General features: G+C 47.6%; 20 protein-coding genes and 1 riboswitch. Of the genes, 10 read left to right on the plus strand and 10 right to left on the minus strand.

Annotated features, from left to right (window positions below):
• Positions 1 to 85: 85 nt before the first annotated feature.
• A complete protein-coding gene (locus tag DXN05_RS18640; RefSeq protein WP_116848802.1) occupies positions 86 to 883 on the minus strand; it encodes a uroporphyrinogen-III synthase in 798 nt (265 codons plus the stop codon).
• 30 nt (positions 884 to 913) lie between these two features.
• Entirely contained in the window at positions 914 to 1,888 is a 975-nt protein-coding gene (locus DXN05_RS18645) for a DUF4271 domain-containing protein (RefSeq protein ID WP_116848803.1), read from the minus strand.
• A gap of 187 nt (positions 1,889 to 2,075) precedes the next feature.
• Here DXN05_RS18645 and hemW point away from each other — a divergent pair, with 187 nt between their 5' ends.
• Positions 2,076 to 3,200, plus strand: a complete 1,125-nt coding sequence (hemW, locus tag DXN05_RS18650; RefSeq protein WP_116848804.1) for a radical SAM family heme chaperone HemW — start codon at positions 2,076 to 2,078, stop codon at positions 3,198 to 3,200.
• 140 nt (positions 3,201 to 3,340) lie between these two features.
• Here the strand turns inward: hemW and DXN05_RS18655 are convergent, their stop codons facing one another.
• From DXN05_RS18655 to DXN05_RS18690, 8 genes are all read right to left on the minus strand, one after another.
• Complete coding sequence (locus DXN05_RS18655) at positions 3,341 to 4,354, minus strand: NAD(P)H-dependent glycerol-3-phosphate dehydrogenase (RefSeq protein ID WP_116848805.1); 1,014 nt, start codon at positions 4,352 to 4,354, stop codon at positions 3,341 to 3,343.
• Between the two features lie 420 nt (positions 4,355 to 4,774).
• Complete coding sequence (locus tag DXN05_RS18660; protein ID WP_116848806.1) at positions 4,775 to 6,139, minus strand: efflux RND transporter periplasmic adaptor subunit; 1,365 nt, start codon at positions 6,137 to 6,139, stop codon at positions 4,775 to 4,777.
• Between the two features lie 35 nt (positions 6,140 to 6,174).
• The gene (locus DXN05_RS18665) at positions 6,175 to 7,605 is read right to left on the minus strand and encodes a TolC family protein (protein ID WP_116848807.1); all 1,431 of its coding nucleotides are present in this window, start codon (positions 7,603 to 7,605) and stop codon (positions 6,175 to 6,177) included.
• A gap of 76 nt (positions 7,606 to 7,681) precedes the next feature.
• The gene (locus DXN05_RS18670) at positions 7,682 to 8,857 is read right to left on the minus strand and encodes a trans-sulfuration enzyme family protein (protein ID WP_211330099.1); all 1,176 of its coding nucleotides are present in this window, start codon (positions 8,855 to 8,857) and stop codon (positions 7,682 to 7,684) included.
• Between the two features lie 89 nt (positions 8,858 to 8,946).
• Entirely contained in the window at positions 8,947 to 9,327 is a 381-nt protein-coding gene (locus DXN05_RS18675; protein WP_116848808.1) for a GtrA family protein, read from the minus strand.
• Positions 9,328 to 9,337: 10 nt separating this feature from the next.
• Positions 9,338 to 10,993: an ArnT family glycosyltransferase gene (locus DXN05_RS18680; RefSeq protein WP_116848943.1), complete on the minus strand. Its 1,656-nt coding sequence runs from the start codon at positions 10,991 to 10,993 to the stop codon at positions 9,338 to 9,340.
• A 65-nt stretch (positions 10,994 to 11,058) separates the two neighbouring features.
• Positions 11,059 to 11,670 carry a phosphatase PAP2 family protein gene (locus DXN05_RS18685; RefSeq protein ID WP_116848809.1) on the minus strand — a complete coding sequence of 204 codons (612 nt, stop codon included), beginning with the start codon at positions 11,668 to 11,670 and terminating at the stop codon, positions 11,059 to 11,061.
• A gap of 79 nt (positions 11,671 to 11,749) precedes the next feature.
• Entirely contained in the window at positions 11,750 to 13,087 is a 1,338-nt protein-coding gene (locus DXN05_RS18690) for an APC family permease (RefSeq protein WP_116848944.1), read from the minus strand.
• 170 nt (positions 13,088 to 13,257) lie between these two features.
• Positions 13,258 to 13,462: riboswitch (cobalamin riboswitch) on the plus strand.
• Positions 13,463 to 13,592: 130 nt separating this feature from the next.
• Here DXN05_RS18690 and DXN05_RS18695 point away from each other — a divergent pair.
• The 9 genes from DXN05_RS18695 to DXN05_RS18735 all read left to right on the plus strand — a co-directional run bounded on the left by DXN05_RS18695 (position 13,593) and on the right by DXN05_RS18735 (position 23,758).
• Positions 13,593 to 15,464: a TonB-dependent receptor plug domain-containing protein gene (locus tag DXN05_RS18695; RefSeq protein WP_158559323.1), complete on the plus strand. Its 1,872-nt coding sequence runs from the start codon at positions 13,593 to 13,595 to the stop codon at positions 15,462 to 15,464.
• Positions 15,465 to 15,501: 37 nt separating this feature from the next.
• On the plus strand, positions 15,502 to 16,086 hold the full coding sequence (locus tag DXN05_RS18700) for a DUF6580 family putative transport protein (protein WP_116848811.1): 585 nt from the start codon (positions 15,502 to 15,504) through the stop codon (positions 16,084 to 16,086).
• 249 nt (positions 16,087 to 16,335) lie between these two features.
• Entirely contained in the window at positions 16,336 to 17,274 is a 939-nt protein-coding gene (locus DXN05_RS18705; protein ID WP_116848812.1) for an ABC transporter substrate-binding protein, read from the plus strand.
• Complete coding sequence (locus tag DXN05_RS18710; protein ID WP_116848813.1) at positions 17,261 to 17,473, plus strand: cysteine-rich CWC family protein; 213 nt, start codon at positions 17,261 to 17,263, stop codon at positions 17,471 to 17,473. Before DXN05_RS18705 ends, DXN05_RS18710 begins: the two co-directional genes overlap by 14 nt.
• A gap of 1 nt (position 17,474) precedes the next feature.
• Positions 17,475 to 17,981, plus strand: coding sequence for a bifunctional adenosylcobinamide kinase/adenosylcobinamide-phosphate guanylyltransferase (locus DXN05_RS18715; RefSeq protein ID WP_116848814.1), 507 nt, complete (start codon positions 17,475 to 17,477; stop codon positions 17,979 to 17,981).
• Positions 17,982 to 17,986: 5 nt separating this feature from the next.
• Positions 17,987 to 18,487: a PAS domain-containing protein gene (locus DXN05_RS18720; protein ID WP_116848815.1), complete on the plus strand. Its 501-nt coding sequence runs from the start codon at positions 17,987 to 17,989 to the stop codon at positions 18,485 to 18,487.
• Positions 18,488 to 18,911: 424 nt separating this feature from the next.
• A complete protein-coding gene (locus DXN05_RS18725; protein WP_116848816.1) occupies positions 18,912 to 19,880 on the plus strand; it encodes a ribonucleoside-diphosphate reductase small subunit in 969 nt (322 codons plus the stop codon).
• A gap of 65 nt (positions 19,881 to 19,945) precedes the next feature.
• A complete protein-coding gene (locus DXN05_RS18730; protein WP_116848817.1) occupies positions 19,946 to 22,324 on the plus strand; it encodes a ribonucleoside-diphosphate reductase subunit alpha in 2,379 nt (792 codons plus the stop codon).
• A 192-nt stretch (positions 22,325 to 22,516) separates the two neighbouring features.
• Complete coding sequence (locus DXN05_RS18735; protein WP_116848818.1) at positions 22,517 to 23,758, plus strand: DEAD/DEAH box helicase; 1,242 nt, start codon at positions 22,517 to 22,519, stop codon at positions 23,756 to 23,758.
• Positions 23,759 to 23,845 lie beyond the last annotated feature (87 nt).

The raw sequence follows: 23,845 nt of genomic DNA on the forward strand, positions 1-23,845 counted from the left end.
AGCTAAAAAAAAGATCCTGCTTGTCAAGAGCAGGATCGGGAATGTATTTACAAAAGCAACGCAGGCATTGTTGGCCTGTGGTGTTTTATTTTTTTGCTGCGTTGGTTAAAAACTGGTCGAGTGCTGCTACCATGCTGGGTGCCTGTGGTGCGGGAGCTTTTATTTCGAGGTTCAGCCCGGCTTCTTCCACTGCTTTGGCCGTGTTGCTGCCGAATGCACCAATGCTGGTACCGTTTTGCTGGAAGCCGGGGAAATTATCGTAGAGGCTTTTTACACCGCTTGGGGTAAAGAAGCAGATGACATCGTACTCTACGTTACTCATCACTTCCTTAATATCGTTACTGATGGTGCGGTACATAAACGCGAGCTGGTGTTCGCATTTATTTGTTTTGAGATAGTTTACGATCTCGTTATCCTGCTGGTTTTCGCTGCACACATACAGGAAACGCTCGTTTTCCTTGTGTTTATTGATTACATCGAACAGGCTTTTGTTGGTACCGTCTGCACCGTAGAAAACTTTTCTTTTACGGTAAAGGATAAACTTCTGGAGGTACAATGCAACAGCTTCGGTGATACAGAAGTATTTTGTATCCTGGCTGATGGCCACTTTCATTTCTTCGCAGGTGCGGAAGAAGTGATCGATGGCATTGCGGCTGGTGAAGATTACTGCAGAAAATGACGCAATATCAATCTTCTGTTTGCGAAATTCGCGCGCAGGGATACCCTCCAGGCGGATGAACGGATGAAAGACCAACTCTGCACTATGCTTGCGGGCAAGCTCAAAGTACGGAGATTTGTCGCTTTCAGGCCTGGGTTGGGTGATCAATATTTTTTTAGCTCCTTTTGAATTGCTTGAGCTTTTTGTTGCCCCATTTTTTACCATGCTACAGGTTGTTCGTTCGTAAGTACAAAATTAAAAACTAAAGCCAATTTTATTAAACAGTACCTTATATATTAACAAAAGCGGTACCACTTCGACGGCGCAAAGGTAAATAAAAAAGTGAAAAGCGTTCACCTGTAAGGTTTTGCGAACAGCTCCCAGCGATATGGCGTAACGGTAAGCCAGCAATAAACCAATGGTACACACGGTGATAGTGAGCACAACACTGTTTACCGCACCATGTGAAAAAGCGATGAGCAACAGTGCCGGAACAAGTATTACGCCCAGCATTTTGTTGATCAGGAAAACAATAAACGTGTAGGTTTCTGCAGCATCACCCGCATTAAACACCCAGCCGGTAAAACGCAGGAACAGGAATTTACCTGAATAGATCACTGCAAGTATTACCGTACTGTACAGTAATACCCACCAGAACGGGATGCTTACCCAGCTTTTCTGGCTGGCCACTACACTGATAAATAAACCGGCTACTACAATAAAGTACAGGTTCATCAGCAACGAAGGCAGGCTATCCTGTGAAAGCTGCTCCCTCGTTTGCTTTTGCCTGAACGATGGTTGTGTAAACAGTTTGAATATATTTCCGAAGAACTTGGGGAAGGCGGTTTTAATAAAGGCGAGGAACAGTACAACACCAACCAGCACATAAAACAGCAGGTCTTTGTTATCAGGCAGTTTTTCTGATGAAAACATCATTACTGCAGGTGCCTGCATGGGTAAGTATTTTACCTGGAAGATGCGGCGGAACAGGGTATCTTCCTGCCAGGTGAGCGTGTGCACGGGCTTTACAATGGCCAGTGCTGCAGAATCTTTGCGCTGGATACTGTCTTTCTGCGCTGCAATTTCACGCGCAACCGTATCTGCAGCCGCACGCTTAACAGCGCGTATAGCAGGTTGGGTTGTGGCAGGTTTAACTGCCGTGCTATCGCGTTGGGCAGTTAGTTGCAGCGAAACCAGTAAAAGAAATAAAAGGCAAAGGTATCTGTGCATATAGTCGGTTCGCAAAAGTATTTAAAGCAGGCAGCATAATAAAAAAATATGTATATACATTGTACACATTTGTGTTTACTGCATGTGAATAGCGATGCTACTTTCAGCGTTTGAACAGCTACTGAAACACCCTCCTGCCTGCACCTTGACAAATTGTTGCTACTTTCGCGCCTTGAAACAAACAGTTATGGCAGGTATTTATCTTCATATTCCCTTTTGCAAACAGGCCTGCCATTACTGTAATTTTCATTTCTCCACCAATCACAGCAGTTTGCCCGATATGGTTACCGCTATTCAGCAGGAAATACAGCTGCAACAGCAATACCTTGGCAGCCAGCCTGTTGAAACCATTTACTTTGGCGGTGGCACACCTTCCCTGCTTTCAACAGCAGCGATAGCAGGCATTTTAGATACCCTGCGCAGCCATTTTAATGTACAGCCCGGTGTTGAAATAACGCTGGAAACCAACCCGGACGATTTTACTGAAGACAAGCCCGCACAGTGGGCTGCGGCGGGTGTAAACCGCTTAAGCATTGGCATACAGTCGTTTTACGATGCCGACCTGCAATGGATGAACCGGGCGCACAATGCACAGCAGGCCAAACAATGTATTGCCTGGGCAAGGGCTGCGGGTATTCATAATATTACAATTGACCTGATTTACGGTACGCCTACCCTGAGTGATGAAGGCTGGAAAAACAATGTACAGAAGGCTTTGGCACTGGGCGTTCCGCATTTATCGTGTTACGCGTTAACCGTAGAGCCCCAGACGGCTTTGCACAAAATGATAGAACAGCACAAAAAAGAAGCAGTAGACACCGACAAACAGGGCCGTCATTTTGAGTTGCTGATGGACTGGCTTGGCGAAGCAGGCTATGAACATTATGAAATTTCGAATTTTGCCAAGCCCGGTTTCCGCAGCAGGCACAACAGCAGTTACTGGCAGGGCAGCCATTACCTGGGTCTCGGCCCTTCGGCACATTCGTTTAACGGAACCAGCAGGCAATGGAATATTGCAAACAATGCACTGTACTTAAAAGCCATCGCAAGCAATGAAGTGCCGTTTGAACTGGAAACGCTTACAGCCACACAGCAGCTGAATGAATATATTATGACGAGCCTGCGCACCATGGAAGGTTTATCGCTCGATAAAGTAGCGCTGGAATGGGGCGCCCCTGCCCTGCTTGCAGTAGAACAGCTGGCCGTTAAATACATACACAATGGACTGATGGTTCAGCACGACCGTAACCTGCGCTTAACGCCGCAAGGCAAACTGCTGGCAGATGGTATTGCCGCAGACTTTTTCCAGTAAACCGTTATTTAGTTTTTGTGCTCCCTGTGATGCAGGAAGTGTTTTGCTGCATGAACTGCTGCAATTACCGCCAGTATGGCTACCAGCGCAACCGGCGAAAGCAATGTAAAGGAGAATGGCATACCTGAAAGATACGATATTTATACCAATATTCCCTCTATCCCTGCAAAGCCCTCAGCAGCAGGTACTTGCTCCCATAAAATGCGGTAAATGGCAGTTGCCACAGGCATATTGGCCTGTATGGGCGCATTGGTTTGATACATACAACGGCTCGCATTGTACCCTTCGGCCACCATGTTTAGTTCAAGTGTAGCGGCTTTTACGGAGTAACCTTTGCCAATCATGTTACCAAACATCCTGTTGCGGCTGTAGAGAGAATAACAGGTTACCAGCAAATCGCCAAGGTATACGGATGAGTTGTAGTTGATGTCTTTTTCACAATCGGTTTCGCCTGCATGGCTTTGCATGGCTTTTTGCAGAAAGCCGGCCATTTCGTTGGCCGCATTGGCAATGTATACGCTCAGGAAGTTATCGCCATATTCCAATCCGTGCGCAATACCTGCACCCAGCGCGTAAATATTTTTGAGCACGGCTGCATACTGCACACCGATGATGTCGTGGTTAACTACTATGTTCAGGTAATCGCCCTTGAAACAGGCAGCAATGGCTGCGGCTGTTGCTTCATCTTTCCCGGAGAAAGTGAGGTAAGATAATTTTTCTGCTGCCACTTCTTCTGCATGGCAGGGACCGAGCACGGCAAAATAATCCTGCAGGGGAAACCGGAATTTCTCTGCCAGGTATTCGTTGAGCAGCTGGTTCGATTCGGGAAGAATGCCTTTTACGGCGGAAACAATTTTTTTTCCTTTGAAAGTATCGGCGGGCAATGTACTGAGTATATCATTCACATAGGCAGACGGAACTGCGATAATCACTACATCGCAGGCTGCTATTACTTCAGCGGCATTGGTGCTGAGACTTAATAGCTGGGTATCAAAATTGGCAGCGCTCAGGTAATGCGGGTTATGCCTGCGCTGTTGTATGTAGCGGATAGCATCTGCATTCCTGATCCACCAATGTATATGATGATGGCTGTCCGTTAAAATCTTTGCCAATGCGGTAGCCCAGCTTCCGCCTCCGATAATTCCAAACTGCATTGAACGCTTGTTTCAAATAGGTGACCAATTCACAAACATACAAAAAACAGTCGTGAATCGTCAGTCGTGGGGCGATGTCGTTTAGTTACGATGGTTTAAGGTTTAACGTTTGAAGTTTAAAGTTGGACGGAGGGGAGGTGGTTCAATTGTTCAAGGTTCAATTTTTGCCCAAGGCACCTTTACCGCAAAGAACGCAAGGGAAAACCCACAAAGTTCACAAAGGGATGGTTAACTAAATAACACTGGGTTACAGCCGGGACTACCTGGGTGAGTGCGGGATTGAAGCGAATGGACAGGTACAAGTATACCGCCGCAGGATTAAGCCGGGATGAACTTGGCAGGGTTGGTAAAAAAACGCTCCCGGTTGCGAACCTGGGCGATTCGGAACCGGGAGCGGGATGTATGATCAGGAAAGCTTTGTTATTTTTTCAGCGACTGCACCAATTGTTCTTTGGGAACGATTTTTACTTTGGCGCCGTCCTGCAGTTGTTTGGACACTACATCGTACGGGCCGGTGATTACCTGGTCGCCCTCTTTGATACCTGATTTTATTTCGATGTTGTTGATATCCTGGATATCAGTTTTTACCTGTACCTTCTTCACTTTGCCATCTGCCTGGTAAACGAACACCACCTCCTGCATATCATCATCGGCAGATGCACTCGCAGGTTTATTTACTGTGTTGTCATCTTTTTTGGTAGGATCTTTTTTATCAGCGCCCGGGTCGCGGATGGTTACTGCATTAAGCGGAACAGACAGTACATCCCTGTGTGTGCTGGTTTGAATATCGGCACTTGCCGTCATGTTGGGACGGAAAGGGAAAGGCTGGTTTTTCACAATCAGGTCGCGGTAGCTATCTGGCAGCAGCCTGATGTGTACCTGGTAATTGGTTACCGTGGTGGTAGACGATGTAGTAGCGGTAGCAGAATTGGCCAGCGTAAGCGGGTTGGCTATTTTATATACCACTCCTTTGAATTTGCGGTTATTGAAGGCATCAATTTCAACAATGGCACTATCGCCCAGTTTTACTTTCGGGATATCACCTTCTGCCACATCTACCTGCACCTCGATGCTGTTGAGATCCGCAATGCGCATCATTTCGGTACCGGTCATTTGTGCGGTACCCACTACCCTTTCACCACGTTTTACTTCCATTAAACTTACCACGCCATCCATTGGTGCCATAATAGTGGTACGGCTAACGTCTTTATCAGCCCTGTTAAGACTGGCCTGCGCACTTGCCACGCCGGCCATATTGGCCCTGATGGTTTGCTGCGAAGCAACATAGTTTGCTTTGGCAGAGAAATAAGCCTGTTGTGCAGTTTCAAACTCCGAGCGGGAGATTACTTTCTGATCGAGCAGGGTTTTCTGACGGTTGTAGGCTGCTTCAGTTTGGTCGAGCGAAGCTTTAAGCGCGCCGAGCTGTGCATTGGCATTGGCAGCCTGCGCCTGCGACTGGCTTACCTGTGCGGCTGCCTGATCGCGTTGCGAGGCATAGATATCTGCATAAATTTTGGCAAGCACCTGGCCTTTTTTCACCGTATCGCCTTCGTTTACTTTGAGCTCAACCACTTCACCGGAGATATCGGAGCTTACTTTTACTTCTACTTCGGGATACACTTTACCGCTGGCGGTTACCGTTTCGATAATGGTGCGTTTGGCTACTTTTTCGGCCGATACCCTGGTGCCTTCATCTTTACCGAATGCACCTGCCTTGCTTAAAACAATCAGCAGTATCACCAGCACTACCAGTATAATGATCACCCATTTTAATTTCTTACTCATGTTGCTTTTTTTGTCGGTTCTGGATTTGGATTGTATCAGAGCCTGATGGTGCCGAGTTTATAAAACTCCAGCACTTTTAGCCGGAAAATATATTCGTAATGTGCAGATGCCATATTAATACGCGCCTTGCTCAGGTTATTGAGCGCAGTAAGATAATCCAGCGTTGATGACATACCGATATCGTATCTTTTTTTAGACAGTTCGTATGCATATTCTGAATATTCATTGGCCTTTTTGTTGGCGTTGTATTTCTGGATACCTGTTACCGCATTGCTGTAGGCGGTATAAATATCCTGTTGCAGTTTCTGGTTCGCCTGTTCCTGCGTAAGTTTCAGGTTTTCTACATTCAGCTTTGCTTTCTGGTAGTTGGTGCGCAACTGGCGGTTGCGCAGAATAGGAATACTGATGGACAAACCGATGGCCTCGGTTAAGTTGATATCACCAATTTGTTTGAAATAAGGTGTTTTGTGGTAATTATACGCGAAACCGGGTGTAAGCGCATAATAATTCGCACCATTTACGGGCACTACGGCTACTGTATCAAACTTACCTGTTGGCACTACACTGGTTAAATCCCTGTAAGTGCTGGCGTAGTTACTGCCCACAGAAGCAAACGCAGATATGGTAGGGTACATAGCGCCCCTGGTTGACTTCACATTGTATTCACCTGCCTTAATATGCAGTGCATTTACTTTTTGCAGCGGCTGGTTTACCAGTGCAGTCTGGTATAAAACCGATGGTTCCAGGTCGGCGAGGTTTTCGAGCGGTATTTTATCTACATCGGGCAGGGATACTTCAAAAGGCACGCCTGCATCGAGGTTCAGCAGTGCCAGCAGCTGCAGCTTGTCTTGCTGCGCGGTGGCAGTAGCGGTAATATAGTTGCTGCTATCGCTGGCCAGCTGCGATTCGAGCTGTGCGGCGTTAAGCTCGGGCATACTGCCTGCATCTACCTGTTTACGGGTAAGATCGAGCTGCGACTTGCTCAGTTCAATTTGTGCAGAAGCGATGTTTACCTGCTCTACTGCCATCAATAACTGCAGGTAGGCAGCCGCTACGTTCAGCGACACATCGCTGCGTGCGCGCGTTACATCGAGCTTGTAGGCTTCTTCATCTGTTTTGGTGGCCATTACATTATTGCGCACGCTGAACCAGTTAAACAGCGTTACGCCTGCCTGTACGTTATAACTCTGAAACGTTACCTGCTGGGTAGTAAACAGGTTACTGGTAGGGTCAACGGAACGGCCATTGTTTACCCCGCCCTGGGTATTGAAATCGAGGGTGGGAATAATCTGGCCTTTTGCCTGGTAGGCAGTAAGGGCAGCCATGCGGGCCTGCACATCGGCCTGTTTTACGGAAATATTGTTTTGTATGGCATAATCCACACAACGGCGGAGATCCCATTTATCCTGTGCATGTACTAAGTATGGCATTGCAGCAGTAAGCAACACCAGAAGGCTTTTCCTCATATAACAAAAATAACCGAATGTCTCACTTTTTCTTCAAAATTTGATGAGCGGAAACAAACGGGGTTTTGGTGAATATTTAGCTTTTTAAACGTATTTGCTCAAATGCCTGGTCCAGGTCTCCGGTAATATAATCAGCCTCCTCCAATCCCACATACAGGCGCAGCATACGGTGACTGGTATTGGCCGCATCAAAAGCACCGGGCTGCAGCGATGCGCAGCGCGGCATAATGAGCGATTCGTACCCGCCCCAGCTCACAGCAATTAAAATATGTTTCAGTGATTCACAAAAGTGTTCGATGGTTTCCATGTTACCGGCACGCAGCACAAACGTAAGCAACCCGCCCGCATTTTTCATTTGCTGTTTGGCCAGCTGGTATTGCGGAAACGAGGGATCAAGCGGGTACAGCACCGATTCTACCAGCGGGTGTTGCTGCAGGTATTGCAGCACGGCTTGCGTGGTGCGTGTAATACGTTCGAGCCTTGCGGGCAGTGTACGCAATCCACGTATCAGCAGCCAGGCATTAAACGGCTGAATACCGCTGCCGATATTGAGGTATTCGCTGGCAAAAATGCGGCGGATGATGTCGCTGCTGCCGCACAGCACGCCTGCTACCGCATCGCTGTGCCCGCCGATGTACTTGGTGGCAGATTGCAGTACCAGGTCAACCCCCAGCTCAATAGGTCGCTGAAACAAGGGAGTACAGTAACTGTTATCGCAAATGGTGATAATGTTGCGTTGTTTGGCCAGCTTGGTTACGGCCGTTAAGTCCTGCAGCTCGTACGTCCAGCTATTGGGCGATTCAAGGTAATACAGCGTGGTATTGGCTTGCGTGGCCTTTTCAAAGTTGGCGATGTCGCGGCCGTCGATATAGGTTACCGAAACATTAAATCTGGGAAGTATGCCGTTAAACATGCGCAGCGCCCAGGAATAAGGTTCACGCACGCTTACAATATGATCGCCGCTTTTTACATTGGCCAGTACCGCGGCAAAGATAGCCGCGGCGCCGCTGTTGAATACAAGACAGTCTTCTGCCCCGTCGAGTGCAGCCAGTTTTTTGCGCAGGATTTCAACGGTAGGGTTTAATCCGCGGCTGTATAACCAGTTGCTGTATTCATCTTCCAGCGAATGCCGTAATTCATCAATGGTTTTAAAAGCAAAATTGCTGGTTTGAACAATAGGCGGTGCTACCGATCTGAAATAGGAATCCCTGTCTTCCGCAAACTCATTAAGTATAAAGGAAAGATCCATCATGCGCGTATTACTGAATACGCTAATATAAGGAAGTAAAAGCAGAACTGAAATGCCGGAACAAGGATAATCCCTGTTCCGGCATTATTTATTTAGCGGAAGGTGAAAAACATATTGGACGTAAAGTTCCAGACAAACACAATACCTGTGGCAAACACTTTGGCCGTATAGAAATTAAATTTCAAGCGCTGGTGGAAAATGTAAATGCAGAGATTGTTCAGCAGCAACCCGATGGTACTAACCAGTGCAAACTTGCCGAACTCCAGTCCCCAGTTGGGATTGGTGCTTTTAAAGGTCCAGAACCGGTTAAAGAAAAAGTTATTGATAACAGCCACCGAAAACCCGGTAACATTGGCCAGGTATTTATTCCAGCGGAGTTTTTCTTTAAAGAACCAGGTTAGTCCGAAATCGATCACCACCCCCATTACACCCACTACGCCAAACTTCAGAAACTTGTAAACATACTGTTCCATAGCTATTGGTTTATTTTTCCGATACAGCCGCCAGCACAAACGTATCGAGTTGCGATTGCCTTGTTTGGGGGTTCAGGAATTTACCGGTTAACTGGCTGATATGAAAGTAATCAAAGGTGTGCAATACCTGTACATCAAACCGGCTATCTGCCAGGGCGATCATTTCAGACTGAGGCAGGAACAATACCAGTTTCTTATATTTTTTACCCAGGGCCAGCAGCGCATCGGTACTGTCTGCATGCTCTACCTGTCCGGGTGCATAAAACTCGTATGAATACGTGCCATTGCGGTACAACACAGGCTGCGCGCCATTGCCATTTTGCTGTATCCATTTGCCTGCTTCCATGCCTGCCTGGTAGTGCATCAGTGAAGGATAAAACTGGAAGTTCAGGAAAATAAACAGCATTACACTAAAGCCTGCATTGCGCATCACAATATCGTTCAGGGTACCGCGGAAGGTATTGATCAGCAGCACCAGCAGCATACATACCACCCAGATGGTTACGGCCAGCGGGTTACCGAAATGACTAAACCAGCACAGCACCATTATCAATGCCACCAGTATGCCCAGCAGTACCCATTGCAGGATATTGATGGCTTTGATGGCTTTGGGTGATGCTACCGAAAGCAGGTAAGCAGCGGTGATCATAGCCATCTGCGGAAACAGGATCACGATATAGTGCGGAAGCTGAAATTTAGATAAGGAAAACATCAGGAAGCTGATACCGGCACTGCCCCAGATAATCCAGTGGCGTGCTTCAATGGCCTGCTTTCTTTTCTTGTTAAACAGCACCACCACGGCAACATACAACAATACCGACCATGGCAGGAAGGCCCATAGCAGGGTATGCAGGAAGAACGACAAATCGCCCTTGCCCTTGATGGGACCGTTGTTGAAGAAGCGGCCAAACTGGCTGTCCCAGAAAAAGAAGCGGATACCCGATACATGATCGTGCCCGTACATCACCTTCTCGGGATGTGCATCGAACTGTACGTACAGGGAGTATAATTCGGGGAAGATAAACACAAACGAAAGCACCAGCAGCAGCCACCAGCGGATGGAGATAAACTGTTTCCATTGTTTGGTAACGATCCAGTATATCACGAAACCTGCGGCAATGGTAACCAATACAAAAATGCCCTTGGTCATCATGGCCAGCGCGCTGAAAAAGGCAGCAGCCACTACATGCAGCAGCCATTTGTTGTCGCCCGCGCGGTACATATGATAAATGGCAGCAATCACAAAACCGGTTAAACAGGCTTCTGCACGCACGTCAAAATTGGCGAGTATGGTATGCAGCGCGGTAAGGTAAATAATTACCGATAGTTGTGCCGTAAGCCTGTTGTACAGCAGTACGGCGAGTTTATAGGTGTACCAGGCACCGATAAAACTGCAAAGCAGGGCAGGCAGCTTATAGGCAAAGGCATTGATGCCAAAACATTTCATACTGAGGGCAGCGAGCCAGAAAGGCAGGTGCGGCTTGTCCAGCCAGTCGTGCCCATTGTCGAACAGGTTCATCCAATCGTTGCTGAGTGCTATTTGTTTGGAGAGTGCGGCATATAAAGTGCCGTCCGGTTCAAGTATTTCGTTGAACAGGCAGGTAATATTCAATACAACACCAATTGCGATAAGCCAGGAGAAAAGTTTGCCGGTTGAGCTGTTCATAAACTTGCACATTGTACAGGTTGCAAACTAACAGCTTTTACCTGCAACTGCCTAAATAAAGTTGGCTATACACCCTGCTGCGTACCGGTTGCCGGTGTTTGCAGCCTGGGCCATTTGCGTATACCGCGCATAAAAATAAAGGTGGTAAGCCAGCCGGCAAGCATGCCTGTAACAGCGCCTGCCAGTATATCGAGCGGGAAATGTTTGCCTACATACACCTGTGCATACACAATAGCGAAAGCCCAGAACCAGAGCCAGCGCCAGCGTATGCCGTAGGCGCGGCGCAATACGGAATACCAGAACATGGCCAGACCAAAATGGTTGGCGGCGTGTGAGGATGGCATGGAATATAAACCGCCGCAGGGAATAAGACTGCGGATGATGCCCTGCATTTGTGGGTCGGCACAGGGGCGCAAACGGCCGATATGGGGTTTCAGCAAAGTGCCGGTGGTAAAATCGGTGATGCCGAAGGTAACCACGCTCATCAGCAAAAACCACCAGAACAGGCGTGGATTTTTGCGCCAGGTGTAAAACGCGATGAAAAGATACAGCGGTATCCAGGTGGTAGCCTCACGCAGCAACAGCATCAGCGGGTCGAGCCAGGTAATGGCCCAATCGTGGTTAATTGTTGTAAAAAGTGCTTTATCTGCGTTCTGCAGCCACTGCAACGCTTCCATACCGGTAATTTAGGGCGGCAACATAGCGCAAAATTATTTACCGAAACGTTAAACGGCAGTTTTTCCGGCAAAACCGGGTTTATTGTTCTGCTTTCTTCTGCGTAAACCGGCGCGTGATAAAATAAATAAGCATGAAACACATAAGCACCAGCAGGCCGATACCGGCTGTTTGCGGCTTATCGCGCACGATACTCACGGCCAGGAAGGCATAGGCCAGTATAAATATAATAGGCAGCAGCGGGTACAGCCGCATGGTATAAATACCGGTTTGGTTGAGGTGCTTTGTGCGTTTGCGCAACATAAATATGGCGCCTGCGGAAGTGGCCATCCCAAAGCAATCTAAGAAAATAGTGAAGCTTAATATCTCGTCGAATGTTTTGGCGAAAATGAGTATCACAATACAGATGGCCGAGAACGCGGTAAGCGATACCACAAGCACATCCCTTTTGGACGACTTCCGTGCAAACATCTCCGGCAATACGCCATCTTCACTCATGGCGAACATGACGCGCGGGTTGCTCAGCAGCAGCACGTTTACATAAGCCAGCACCGATAAAAACAGCATGCCCGAAAATATATTGCCGCCTGTTACGCCAAACATCCTGGAAGCCATTACCCGGGCAATCTCATTTTGCTGTTTCAGTTCTTCAAACCCCAGCACTGTGTAGTACGAGATATTGATAAGCAGGTACAGCCCGATAATAATGGCTATGCCCATGAATATACCCCGCGGCACATTCCTGGAGGCATTTTCCACATCGTTACCGAAGTTGATGGTTTGCTGGTAGCCCCCGTAGGTAAACGAAACAGCTACCAGTGCTGCCCCAAACGATCGTATCCATTGCTGAAACCCGGCGTGTTGGGTAACGGCAGGTGTTGCCGCTGCATGGTGCATAGACGGGATAAACAGGGGCACAATGAGCAGCAGTATCATGCCGATTTTTATCAGCATCAGCACATTCTGCGTACGCGCACTCATTTTTAAGCCCAGCAGGTTTACGCCGTAGAATACAATGATAGCCGCAATTGCAATAGCCGCTTTGGTAACATCAGTCACCGGCTCGCTGAACACCACCTGGCTGATATAACCCGACCCAATTAAAGCCACACCCGATAGTGAAGCTGCATTTGATATAAGAATGATACAGTTGATAGAAAAAGCAATAGAGGGATGGTAAGCATAGGAGAAAATACGGTAGTACCCGCCGGTTATCGGGTAACGCGAACCTATTTCCGCATAAGTAAGGGCGCCGCATAAAGCAATCAATCCGCCAGCTACCCAGGCCGAGAAAAAGATGGTGGGGTTTAAAGCCTCCTTTGCGGATGTAGCGGCTGTTCTGAAAATGCCCATCCCTATCACCAGGCCCACCACGATCATCGTCAAATCGAACAGACTGAGTTGCTGTTTTTGCTTCATATATAACCTGTTACTGCTTTTAAAAATAGGTAAAATACAGCAGCCCGCAAGCAGCATAAAGTAACGTGCGGGTGCAATATGATGCAGATTATCTGTAAATACCTATACGTGCAGAAGGTATGTCGTTCAGGCTACCGAAAAGAAGTTTCTTTTCATTCTGCGCATTGCAGTAATTTTGCGGCTGCTCTGGTTGTTTTCTGCCGCAGGGTGGAAAACATTAAAAGGGAAGCCGGTGAAAATCCGGCGCTATCCCCGTAGCTGTAAGTTGATACGTGTGGCAACACACGGCCGGTACCAGTACAACCACTGTTTCACAACGGGAAGGTGGCTACCGCGCAAACGAGCCAGAAGACCTGCCAGAACAATCAACCAATCACTGGGCTTTCGGGTGAAAAGCCGGAGATATGTACAAGTAACTGCCGTACCTATTCAGGTTTACTCGTCATTTCTTCCACGCTGTTATTACCGGGAGCTCATCTGTTAACTTTTATCTGTTAAGATGAGCATGAAAAAATTGATGTACACTTTCGCTGCACTCGCTGTTTCGCAGGGTGCCTGGGCGCAAAAAGACAGCGCCGCCAACAAACTGGATGAAGTGGTGGTCACCGCCACTAAAACGCCTGCCAAACTGAGCCAGATTGGCAAGGTGGTTACCGTTATTACCAAAGAACAAATTGAGCAGAGCGCGGGTAAAGACCTCTCGCAGCTGCTGAACGAGCAAACCGGCATTATTGTAAACGGCGCCAACAGCAATCCTGGTTTAAACAAATCGCTGTACATGCTGGGCGCTAAAAATGATTACACGCTGATTTTGATTGATGGCGCGCCATTGCTCGATGCATCGGGCCTTACCGTTGGCGCCTACGATTTGCGTATGATTCCGCTGGAGCAGGTAGAACGTATTGAAATTGTGCAGGGCAGTGAATCTACCCTGTATGGCTCTAATGCCGTAGCCGGTGTAATCAACATCATCACCAAAAAAGGCGGCAGTAAAAAAATCGGCTTTACCGGTACTTCTTCTTACGGCAGCTACCATACCTACAATGGCAATGCCAATGTACACGGCACTACCGGTATTGTAGATTATAATGTAAACTACAACTACTACTCAACACACGGTATTTCTGAAGCAGCCGATACTACCGGCAAAGGCAATTTTGACAAAGATGGCTTTAACCGGCAGTCTGTACAGGCCAACCTGAGCATCAATGCTTCCAAAAACCTGAAGATTGCGCCCTTTTACCGTTATGCCTATTACAAGGGCGCTTATGACGATGGTGCTTTTACCGATGGCATTAATAACTTTACCAGCCTGCTCAACAGCACCGGTGCTATTGCCACCTACCAGTTACCCAAGGGCACCATTACTGCAAACTATACCTATAATTTTTCCAAAAGGGAATACGATGCGGGCTACAATTTCCGCGGGCGCTTTCACAATGGCGACCTGTACTGGAAACAATCATTGGGCCAGCTGGTGCAAATGGTGGCAGGTGTAAACTACCAGCATTACCAGTTGCTCGATACCTCACTTACGGAGAAAAACCCCGCGCACAATATTACCAGCCCCTACCTCTCGTTTTTGCTGAACAGCAAAGATGGCCTGAGCCTTGAAATAGGCAGCCGCTACAACAGCAGCAATCATTTCGGCAGTTATTTCACCTATAATTTTACTGCAGCCTACCGTGTTACCAGCTACCTGAAACTGTTTGCAGGTACCAGCACCGGTTTTCGCGCACCTTTGCCCAGCGAGCTGTTTGGCAGCTTTGGCGCCAATCCCAACCTGAAGCCGGAAAAATCAACCAATATAGAAGGCGGTGCGCAGGCTGAGCTGTTAAAGAGCAACCTGTTTGTAACCTTAACCGGTTTTAACAGGGAAATGAAAGATGTGATTGCATTCTTAAACGGTGTAAATACCAACCTGGATGCGCAGCACGACAAAGGCGCCCAGGTGGAAGTAAAATGGCAGCCTGTTCAGGGCCTCAACATTAAGGCTGCGTATGCTTATGTTACCGGCCGCATTACCGAAACCAATGCAGGTAAGGATACCAGCTATTATAACCTGCTGCGTGTTCCTAAAAGCACCTTTAACTTCAATGTTGGCTACCAGGCTACCAGGCAGCTGTATGTAAGCGCCGGCCTGCAATCACTGGGTAAAAGAACCGATGCGTTTTTCAACCTTACCGATTACAGCAGCAGCCCGGTTACGTTAAAATCGTTTGCCACGCTAAACCTGTATGCAGAATACAAGTTGCTGCATAATAAACTGCGCCTGTTTGCCGATGCCAAAAATGTTACCGGCACCAAATACTATGAAGTGTATGGTTACAGCACCATGGGTTTTAATTTTACCGGGGGCTTGGCCATTAACCTGTAATGTGCGATTTTGTAAACTGAATCATAATTTATCCTATATGTCTAAAATCATCAAACTCAACCCACGCAGCGCAGTGGTATTGCTGATCACCGTTATTGTAGCAGGTTTGCGCCTTGCAGGCTGTTTCAGTAAAGAAATCAGTCCGCTGATCAACTTTACACCCGTGGGCGCCATGGCCCTGTTTGGCGGCGCCTGTTTTACCGGCAATGTAAAGCCATTTGCTTTCCCGTTGCTCACGTTGTTTATCAGTGACTTTATCCTGTCGTACACCATTTACGCACCTTACCGCGGCGACAGCCTGTTGTACACCGGCTGGTACTGGACTTACCTGGCTTTTGCCCTGATGACGCTTACCGGCAAACTGATGGTAACCAAGCTGAATGGTGCGCGCATCATTGGCGGTATACTGGTATGCACCCTCATTCACTGGATTGTAAGTGATATCAGCGCCTGGCAGATGGGCACCTTGTACCCGAAAACATTCGGCGGTTATATCCAGTGCCTTATTGCAGCTATTCCCTACGAAATGCGTTTCCTGGCAGGCACAGCGATATATGGTGCGGTAATGTTCGGCACCATGGCTTTGCTGCAGCAGCGTTATCCGAAGCTGAAGATGGCGTAGGGAGGTTTAAAGGTTTAACGTTTGAGGTTTAAAGTTGGAGAAGGAGGAAAGCCGTTCAAATAGTTCAATTGTTTCAATGTTCCCATTTTTTGCCCAGGTCACTTTACAGAGAAAAAAGCCCAGGTGCAACAATGACGACTTAACTAAATTACATTGACTTGAACTTTTGAACTCTTAAACACTTGAACCTTTAAACGTTAAACCTCAAACGTCAAACGTCAAACATTAAACCTAAAACATCAATCCCGTATGAAAACCTGCTCATTCCTTCCCGCGGCTACGCAAATGCTGTATGATATGAACCTGCAGCATTATTTACATGGCATTACCTTTGAATGCCCGCACCAGGCACTTGCAGAAAAACAGAAAGTGGTGCGCTGTGTGCTGGAAGGCCACAGTTATTCCAGCGAAGAAATTGACCGTATTTTTTCTGCCTCCAAAGCACAGGGCAAAAGTCTTTATTATGTAGATGAAGCTGCCCTGCAACAGATAGCTCCCGATATTATTTTTACACAGGATGTATGCGAAGTGTGCCAGATAGACACCCATTGCACCGCAGCGGCAGTAGCCAATTTGCCGAAGCAGCCGCAACTGGTAACACTTACACCCGAAACGCTGGATGATGTGTTCCAGTGTGCAGTAACCATTGCCCGGGCACTGGGGGAAGAAGAAAAAGCATACACTTATCTCGGCGGGCTGCAGCAACGCATTGCCCATATTTTAGATACCCTGCGCCGGCACCGCATGCCTTTGAAAAGGGTAATGCTGCTGGAGTGGATAGCGCCCATTTATAACTGCGGGCACTGGATACCTTTCCAGGTTGCGCAGGCAGGTGGCATTGACATGATGGCCAACCCAGGCGGCGACAGCGTTGTAACCAGCTGGGAGAAAATCTGCAAGTATAACCCTGAAGTATTGGTGATTGCACCCTGTGGATTTACGATAGAACGCTCCATGCAGGAACTGCATTTGCTGAGCAGCAAGCCCGGCTGGAATGAACTGAAAGCCGTGCGGAATAACCAGGTATTCCTGGCAGATTATGATTTGTTTACACAGCCGAGCGCGAGCACTTTAACAGATGGCATTGAGCTGCTGGCCGCCTTGTTTCACCCACAGCTGTTTACCATACCTTTGCATTTGCAACACAAATGCACCCACGTTAATCAAAATGCCTATGCCCACGCATGAAGCAAAAACCTGTCCGCGCTGTCACCAGCCGTTTGAGTGCAAGGTGGGCGATATCAGCCAGTGCCAGTGCAACGGACTGCGGTTAACCGATGAGGAACGCAGTTTTATTGAACAACGCTACAATGATTGCTTATGCCGCAATTGCCTGGAAGCATTGAAGAACAAACACACTTTATTCAGGGAAAAATACCATTTGTAGCATGCTTTATTTAATTACCGGCGGCGCCAGGAGCGGCAAAAGCAATTATGCACAACAGCAGGCGCTGGCTATTGCAGCACAGCCGCGGTACATCGCAACGGCCAGGGTGTGGGACGAGGAGTTTCAGCAACGTGTAACCCGCCACCAGCGCGACAGAACACAGAACTGGGTAAATATAGAAGAGCCGCTGCATGTTAGCCGGCTGGATATTAACGGCACTACTGCGGTGATTGACTGCGTAACACTATGGCTCACCAATATTTTTTCGCTTTGCAAACAGGATATTGATCAATGCCTGGATTTTATAAAAGCAGAAACAGACCGGCTGGCAGCCATGGAAGGCCATTTTTTTATTGTAACCAATGAAATAGGCATGGGGGTACATGCAGATTCGGAGATTGGCCGCAAGTTTACCGATTTACAGGGCTGGGCCAACCAGTACATCGCACAAAAGGCGGAAAAAGTTGTTTTAATGATCAGCGGAATTCCTGTTGTTATTAAACACTAGTCATTATGAACGCGAAACACACCGCGGCCGGTATGCCGCTGCTCAGCTGGGATATCTTTATGGAATCGTACCAGCAGCTGATAAACAGCAGCAAACAGGTGCGGAAAGACCTGGATGCCCTGGAACGGTTGGCAGGGCAGCACAAATGGAACCAGGAGTTTGAGTACCAGCCCTACCTGCTTGGCAGGTTAAACGCCATTATTGTAACCGATGCCCAGCAGCAGATTGTATGGACCAGCCATAATTTTGAAAGCCTTACCGGCTATAAATTAAAGGAAGTGCTGGGTAAAAGGCCCAGCCTGCTGCAGGGACCTGAAACCAGCAGCGAGATAAAGCAGCATATCAGTGAGCAGCTGCGGCAACCCGCTATCCTGAAAAATATACAGGTAGTGAATTACCGGAAAAACGGGGAAAGCTATTTGTGCGAATTTGATATTCACCCTTTATTTAATAACACAGGTGCACTGGTGCATTTTATCGCTTTTGAGCGGGAACTGGTTGCCTAAGATTATACGACTTTTTTAGCAGAATCCTACCGGTTTGGTGGGATTTTTTTTGTGTATTAATTTTTACCGTCTTTTAGGGGCTGTGAATATCCGGTAACGGTTAATTCACATTTGCCATTCGCTGAAACGCAAGCCGGATAAGGAATTTGAAAAATTCAAGAGAAAGTTCACCAAAAGTTTGACACATCGTGTTGACAAGTAAATTCCCCCCTTTTTTCATTCTGTGCTAAAATTGCATCAGCAAACAAGGCGATCCGTCTGCGATTCCCAAACGGGGGGAAATTCCAAAAAAGGAGCGTCTGAAAATTCCAGCTAAAGCACCATAAGCTATCAGGTTTTGAGTAATACGATGCCAAACAGGCAGCGTAAAGTCGTCTCTATGCCTGCCGGTTTTGGTTATCAATAAAAGTCAAAATGCCCTGGTATGCCATCTACAGAAATTTTATTACAGGAGAACAAAGAAAGGTTTGTACTGCTGCCTATTAAGTACAACGCGGTGTGGGAAATGTACAAAAAGCATGAAGCCAGTTTCTGGACGGCCGAAGAAATTGATTTGTCGCAGGATTTAAAAGACTGGGACAATATGAATGAAGGCGAACAACATTTTATTAAACACATTCTGGCCTTTTTTGCGGCAAGCGATGGCATTGTGAACGAAAACCTGGCGGTTAACTTCATGAGCGAGGTGCAGATTCCGGAAGCCAGGTGTTTTTATGGTTTCCAGATTATGATGGAGAATATCCATTCTGAAACCTATGCCCTGCTGATCGATACGTATATTAAAGACACAGCTGAAAAAAGCAAACTGTTCAATGCCATTGAAACCGTTCCCTGCGTTACCAAAAAAGCCGAATGGGCGCTTCGCTGGATCAGCAATGGCAGTTTTGCCGAACGCCTGGTAGCATTTGCAGCAGTGGAAGGCATTTTCTTCAGCGGCAGTTTCTGCTCTATTTTCTGGTTAAAGAAAAGAGGCCTGATGCCGGGTCTCAGCTTCAGCAATGAACTGATTTCAAGAGATGAAGGACTGCATTGCGAGTTTGCCTGCCTGCTGTACAGCATGCTGCAGAACAAACTGTCTGAAGAACAGGTACACGGCATAATTAAAGACGCCGTATCCATAGAAAAAGAATTCATTACAGAAGCACTGCCTGTGAAACTCATTGGCATGAACGCCGACCTGATGAAACAATACATTGAATTTGTGGCCGACCGCTGGGTAACTGCCCTTGGTTATACCAAAATATTCAATGCAACCAATCCCTTCGACTTTATGGAAATGATTTCCCTGCAGGGTAAAACCAACTTCTTTGAAAAAAGAGTAGGCGACTACCAGAAAGCGGGTGTGATTTCGAAGAAAGAAGACCAGGTGTTTTCTACCGAAGAGGACTTTTAATATACGCGGTTTAACCGCAGCGCATTTGTGAAGCAAATCTTTTACCCAATATAAATCTAGCACCTATGTTCGTAATAAAAAGAAATGGCAGCAGGGAGCCGGTGAAGTTCGACAAAATCACCGCCCGCGTTGAAAAGCTGTGCTACAGCTTAAACAGCCAGTTCATTGACCCCGTAAAGGTGGCAATGAAAGTGATTGAGGGTTTATATGATGGTGTTACCACCACCGAACTGGATAACCTGGCAGCTGAAACAGCAGCTTCCATGAGTACGATTCACCCTGATTACAGCTTGCTGGCATCGCGTATTGCCGTAAGCAACTTACATAAAAACACCACCAAGTCGTTCTCTGCTACGGTTGATGCGTTGTACAATTATATTGAGCCTAAAACAGGCCTGCGCGCACCATTGATCGAAGACGAGGTGTACAACGTAATTAAACAGAATGCAGCCCTGCTGGATTCTACCATTATATACGACCGCGATTTCGCTTTCGACTATTTCGGTTTTAAAACACTGGAACGCTCTTACCTGCTGAAACTGGAAGGTAAGGTAGTAGAACGTCCCCAGCACATGTATATGCGTGTGGCTGTAGGTATTCACCTCGACAATATTGAAGAAGTGGTAAAAACCTACCACCTCATGAGCGAAAGGTGGTTTACACATGGCACACCTACCCTGTTTAACTCAGGTACACCCAAACCACAGATGTCATCATGCTTCCTGTTGACGATGAAAGACGACAGCATTGATGGTATTTATGATACACTGAAACAGACAGCGAAAATTTCACAGTCTGCCGGCGGTATCGGTTTAAGCATCCACAACATCCGCGCTACAGGCTCGTACATCAGCGGTACCAACGGCACCAGCAATGGCATTATCCCCATGCTGCGTGTGTTTAACGATACTGCCCGTTATGTAGACCAGGGCGGTGGCAAACGCAAAGGTGCTTTTGCTGTTTACCTGGAGCCATGGCATGCTGATATTTTTGAATTTCTTGACCTGCGTAAAAACCATGGTAAGGAAGAGATGCGTGCACGCGACCTCTTCTATGCCTTGTGGATATGCGACCTGTTTATGCAGCGCGTTGAAGCCAATGAAGACTGGAGCCTGTTTTGTCCGCACGAAGCACCCGGACTGGCAGATTGCTGGGGCGAGCGTTTTGAAGAGCTATACCTGAAATACGAACGTGATGGTAAAGCCCGCAGAAAAGTAAAAGCACAGGATCTTTGGTTTGCAATTATGGATGCGCAGATTGAGACAGGTACACCGTACATGCTGTATAAAGATGCTGCCAACCGCAAAAGCAACCAGCAGCACCTGGGTACCATCCGTAATTCGAACCTGTGTACAGAAATTATCGAATACTGTGCACCTGATGAAGTGGCCGTTTGCAACCTGGCGTCGCTGGCGCTGCCCCGTTTTGTAACAAACGGCGAGTTTGATCACCAGAAATTATATGAAGTAACTTACCAGGCAACTTATAACCTCAACAGGATTATCGACCGCAACTATTATCCTATTGAAGAAGCCCGCAACAGCAATATGCGTCACCGTCCCATCGGACTGGGTGTGCAGGGCCTGGCCGATACCTTTATCCTGATGCGTTTGCCTTTCGACAGCGATGGTGCAGCACAGCTGAATAAAGACATCGCAGAAACCATCTACTATGCATCAATGAAAGCGTCTGCCGACATTGCCAAAAAAGAAGGTGCCTACAGCTCATTCGAAGGTTCACCACTGTCACGCGGCATGTTCCAGTTCGATTTCTGGGGCGTGGTACCCAGCAAGCGCTGGGATTGGGCTACGCTGCAGGCCGAGATCAAAGATCATGGCGTGCGTAACTCATTGCTGGTAGCTCCTATGCCAACTGCATCTACCTCGCAGATCCTTGGCAACAACGAATGTTTTGAACCGTTTACTTCAAACATTTACGTTCGCCGTGTATTGAGCGGAGAGTTTGTAGTGATCAACAAATACCTGCTGAAAGACCTGGTAGAACTGGGCCTCTGGAACGATGAAATGAAAACCAAGATCATCGCAGCCAATGGCTCGGTACAGTCTATCCCCGAAATTCCGCAGGAGATCAAAGACATCTACAAAACTGTGTGGGAAATTAAACAGCGTACGCTGATTGATATGGCGGCTGACAGGGGTGCATACATTTGCCAGAGCCAGTCACTGAACCTGTTTGTTCAGCAGCCTACAAAGGCCAAATTAACCAGCATGCATTTTTATGCCTGGAAGAAAGGTTTGAAAACAGGTATGTACTACCTGCGTACACAGGCAGCTGCACAGGCCGTACAGTTCACTGTTGAAAAACAGGGTAATGTACAGATTCAGCCCCAGGGCGGCTCTACAGCAGAAACAGCGGTGGAAGAAGAGATCATTGCGGGACCAGCCTGCCCCATTGACGGCAGCTGTGAAGCGTGCAGTGCATAAACACAAATACTAACCGGGCTGCGGATGTATGGCCTTGTGCGATAAAAGGCCCATTTAATATAAAGCCGGTTTCCGAGGAAGCCGGCTTTTTTGTGTACATGATACCCACCGCCACTGCCCCGTATTTGCCAGCCCCGCAGGCAGCTAACAGCTTACAGCTATTCGCTTGCAGCTTTTCTCTACCTTTGCTGCATGAAATTTGAGCAATACCATATCTCTCCCGATATAAAAGAACGTTTGGCTGAAATGGGTTTTAAACGTCCTACCGACATACAGTTTAAAGCCATTCCGCCCATTTTGAAGGGGGATGATGTGCTGGCTATTGCCCAAACCGGCACGGGTAAAACAGCTGCTTTTGCCATACCGTTGCTGCATTTGCTGAGCCAGAGCAGGTATAGTCCGCGCAAATACCAGGTACGCTGCCTCGTAATGGTGCCTACGCGCGAATTAGCGGTGCAGATAGCCGGCGTATTCAGTGAAATAGGCGCCAACCTCGATTTAAATATACTGGGCCTGTTTGGCGGCGTAGAACAGGAATTACAGATTAAGCGGCTGGCACAGGGTGTTGATGTGCTGATTGCCACACCCGGCCGTATGTTCGACCTGATTGCCCAGCAAAAGCTTGATCTCAGCGAGCTGAAAACACTGGTGCTTGACGAGGCCGACCATATGCTGGATCTGGGTTTTATCCGCGACATCCGCGATGTAATGAAACACCTGCCGCGTGAACACCAGACCCTGTTCTTTTCTGCCACCATTAATGCCGAGATCAAGGAACTGGCTTATTCCCTGGTGCGCAATGCCATTCGCATACAGATATCCCCGCAAGACCCGGTATCGAAAAATATCAGTCATGCCGTTGCCTATATTGAGATGGATGATAAACGGTTCTTCCTGGAGCGCATGATCAAAGAATTCCCTGACAGCAAAATGCTGGTGTTTGTACGCACCAAAGTGCGTGCAGAACGTGTGATGGCAGCCATGCAACGCGTGGGTATTGCTACGTTAACCATGCACGGCGGCAAAGAGCAGGGCGACCGTTTACAGGTAATGGACGAGTTCAGGAACGGGGCCGCCAAAGTGCTGATTACTACCGATGTTAATGCCCGCGGTATTGATATTCCCAACGTGGATTATGTAATTAACTACGATTTACCCGAAGAGCCGGAAAACTATGTGCACCGTGTAGGCCGTACGGGCCGCGGGGTACAGAAGGGACAGGCCGTATCGTTTTGCGCCACGGAAGAGAAACCCATACTGGAAGAGATACAAAAATACCTCGGCAAACCCATCGAGGAAATGAAGATTGACAAAAGCGAATACCGCGAAACCATCAGCTTTTCAGAAGATGTTCCCAACGATAACTGGCGTCTCCTCCTTGAACAGGAAAAAGCCGAAGCAGACAAGGCCAAGCGCAAAAAGAAAAAGAAGTAAAGGCAGATGGCCGGGATGGCACGATTGGTTTGATTGCCTAATGGCTAAACAAATTGCGTTTGGCAAGCTTTATCATATGCTTCGAAG

The sequence above is a fragment of the Deminuibacter soli genome (genome assembly GCF_003412455.1).
GTDB classification, from domain to species: Bacteria; Bacteroidota; Bacteroidia; order Chitinophagales; family Chitinophagaceae; genus Deminuibacter; species Deminuibacter soli.